Source organism: Streptomyces sp. NPDC055078 (genome assembly GCF_053607985.1).
Map to the genome: position 1 here is coordinate 1 of NZ_JBSGUP010000830.1, position 3,170 is coordinate 3,170.

The 3,170-nt window shown below is 70.0% G+C and carries 2 protein-coding genes; one reads left to right on the forward strand and one right to left on the reverse strand.

What is annotated here, in order from left to right:
* Positions 1-1,973: sensor histidine kinase (locus tag ACWF94_RS37345; protein ID WP_453499191.1), on the reverse strand; the 1,973-nt coding region annotated here is incomplete at its 3' end.
* Positions 1,974-2,712: 739 nt separating this feature from the next.
* On the opposite strand from ACWF94_RS37345, the gene ACWF94_RS37350 reads away from it, so the two are divergent.
* Positions 2,713-3,153 (forward strand): hypothetical protein, encoded by a 441-nt coding sequence (locus ACWF94_RS37350; RefSeq protein ID WP_453499193.1) that lies wholly within the window; start codon positions 2,713-2,715, stop codon positions 3,151-3,153.
* The last annotated feature ends 17 nt before the right edge of the window (positions 3,154-3,170 follow it).

Here is a 3,170-nt window from a genome sequence, read left to right on the forward strand (position 1 = left end):
GACCGCCGGCCCTCGCCGCGCCGTCCCGCCTGGCTCTCGCTCTTGCGGTCGAGCCGGAATCCGGTGCCCTGGGTCTCCGGGGCGTCGGTCAGCAGGGCGGCGGGGATGAAGACGACCGCGGTGGTCCCCCCATAGGGGGAGGGCTGGAGCGACACCCTGACGTTCTGGCGCTGGGCGAGCCGGCTGACGACGAACAGGCCGAGCCGGTCCGTGTCGGAGAGTTCGAACTCGGGGGTCTCCGCGAGGCGCAGATTGGCGTCGAGGAGCAGTTCGGGGGCCATGCCCAGTCCCCGGTCGTGGATTTCGAGGGTGAAGCCGTTGGCGACGCGCTCTCCGTGTACCTGGACGCCGGTGTGCGGCGGCGAGAACACGGTCGCGTTCTCCAGGAGTTCGGCGATGAGGTGGGTGAGGTCGGCGACCGCCGGACCGCCGACGCCGATACGCGGCAGCCGGCGTACCTCGATGCGCTCGTAGTCCTCGACTTCGGCGACCGCGGCCCGTACGACGTCCATCAGCTGGATCGGTTTGCGCCACTGCCGGGACGGTGCGGCGCCGGAGAGGATCACCAGCCCTTCGGCGTGGCGCCGCATCCGGGTGGTGAGGTGGTCGAGGCGGAACAGGTCCGCGAGTTCCTCGGTGTCCTCGGTGCGGCGTTCCATGGTGTCGAGGAGCGTGAGCTGGCGATGGAGGAGGACCTGGTTGCGGCGGGCGAGATTGACGAACACCTCGGAGACGCCGCGCCGCATGTCCGCCTGGCGGACGGCGGCTTCGACGGCTGCGCGCTGGAGGGTGTTGAGCGCCTGGCCCGCCTGGCCTATCTCGTCCTTGTCGTACTCCAGGCGCGGTGCTTCGGTCTCGACGTCGACTTGTTCGCCGGCGGCGAGGCGGCGCATCACGCTGGGGAGGCGTACGCCGGAGACCTCATGGGCCTCCTTGCGCAGCCGGGAGAGGTCGCGGATGAGTTCGCGCCCGATGCGCACCGAGACGATGACGGAGACCAGCAGGGCGAGGAAGCCGAGGACACCGGCGACACCCGCCAGGACGAAGACATTGAACGCGGCGGGGTCGACGCGGTCCTGGTGACGCTCGTCCGACGCCCAGGTCTCGCGGCGGAGTTCTTCCAGCACGGGCGTCGCGGCGGACTGCCACTTCCCGGCCTCGGCGGCCCCCGCCTTCCTGACCGGTCCCCGGGCGACGAGGCGCTCCTCGGCGTCACGCAGGGCGACGGTGTCGGGACTGCGCCAGAACTGGAGGTAGGTCTCGCGTTCGGCAGCGGGCAGAGGTTCGAGGTTGATCTTGTAGTAGAGCTCGCGGTTGGCCACGAGAACGGACAGCTGGCGTATCTCCTTGGCGGTGACCCGGCCCGTGGTGAGCGCGGAGACGACCAGCGCGTCCTCACGGGCGAGCGCCTCCATCGCCTGGACGAGGCCGACGACGGCGCGGCCCTCGCTCTCCATGTCGACATCGCTGACGGCGTGCAGGGAGGTCAGGAATTCAAGACAGGGGTCGGCGATCCGGTTGTAGAAGTCCAGGGACTCACCGCGCGACACGGTGCCCGTGTCCACGGAGCGGCGCAGGGCGGGAAGACCTTCGAGCCGCTCGACGAGTGAGTTCAACCGCCGTTCGGGCTCTGCTCGCAGATCCTCTCGGACCTGCGGTTTCGCCGCTCTCTCCCTGATGTCGACGACGGCCTTGTCGGTGGCCGCCCGCTTCTCGCGCAGCGCGGGGAGGGCGTCGGAGGCTCGGCGGTCGGCCAGATAGACGAGGGTCTGACGGCGTTCCGCCTGGACGACGTCGAGGACGTCCACGACCGGGGAACCGACTTCCTCGGCGACCGAACTGGCGTCCAGGAGCATGCTCGCCTCCCGGCCCGTCAGCACGGTGGCGAAGCCCCACAGGGCGGTCAGGGAGACGAGCGGCACCAGCAACAACGCCACGATCTTCCGGCGGATGGACTTCCCGCGAAAGCGCATGGCCTCCCCCTGCTCGACCCCGCCCGGACGGGGTTCCTCCGGCAACAAACGGCGCGAGCCTACTACTGTCACACAGCCGATCCGAAGACTCGTCCGGACGGTTTTCGGCCGGGCGGCGTTTCGTTGATCACGTGTTGTCCCGGTATTCAAGGAGTTGGGATTCACGGCGTGTCGCGCGACACCCGGCGCCGCGTCACGGTCCGAACAGTGGGAGATGGCTGGAATTCTTCGCTTTGCGCCGGGATTCGGGAATCTTCCGGCGCGTCCGTTCGTCATTGTGTACGAGGGTTGCGGCGGGGGCGAATGGGGAGGGTATCGGCCGACTCGTTCGGATGCCGTCGCTGTCCCTCAACTTCGGGTGGGTTCAGTGATTTTGTGGTGAAGGCCGGTTGTACGAGGTGTGCCCGCGCCCGGCCGTGGCGGCCGTAGGCCGGGCACGGGGGTGCGGTCGGAGTGCGGTCGGCTCGGTGCTGTCGCGCAGGGACTTGCTTACGGACGCGGGGCTTCGGCGCTGTTGCGTTCGGACGCGGGGCCTGGGGCGTGGGTCGCGTGCACAGGGACGCGGCGACTCGGGCCGGTTGCGTGCGGGCGCGGTGCGGGTCGGTCGCGTGCGGACGTGGACCGAGTCCGCTCAGGACGCCGGGGCGAAGGTTCCCCGGAGTCCCGAGTAAAGCGGCAGATTCCGGGCACTCAACCTGAAGCCGGACAGACATGGGGGACGTGGGGAGTGAGTACGGCCATGGAGACGGAAGAACGTCACGGCACCCTGGGGGCGACGGGGCAGGCGCGGCTTTCGCGGCAGCTCTGGGTGGAGGAGCCCGCGTCGCGGCGGCGCATGGCGGACCCGGTCCGTACGGCAGCGGTGCGTTCGGTGCTGATCGTGTCGCTGACCTTGATTCAGGCGATGATCGCCGTTCTCTGCACGCTCGCGGGGTCATGGCTGGCGTTTCCGATGGTGCTCAGCAGTGTCGGCAGCACGGTGGTCGCCACCTGGGCGGTGCTGGATGTCTGGGTGACCCGGCAGGTGTGGAACCAGCGCAACGGGGTGGTGTCGGAGCCGAGCAGCAGCGCTCGGCATCTGCGGCGCGAGCGCCGCCGGGAGCGGCGCGCAGCCCGGTCGGCCGCGCGCCAGGGCGCGCGCATACGGAGGCGGGAGCCGAGGACGCTCTCGGAGGCGTAGGCCGCACGCTCCGGCTC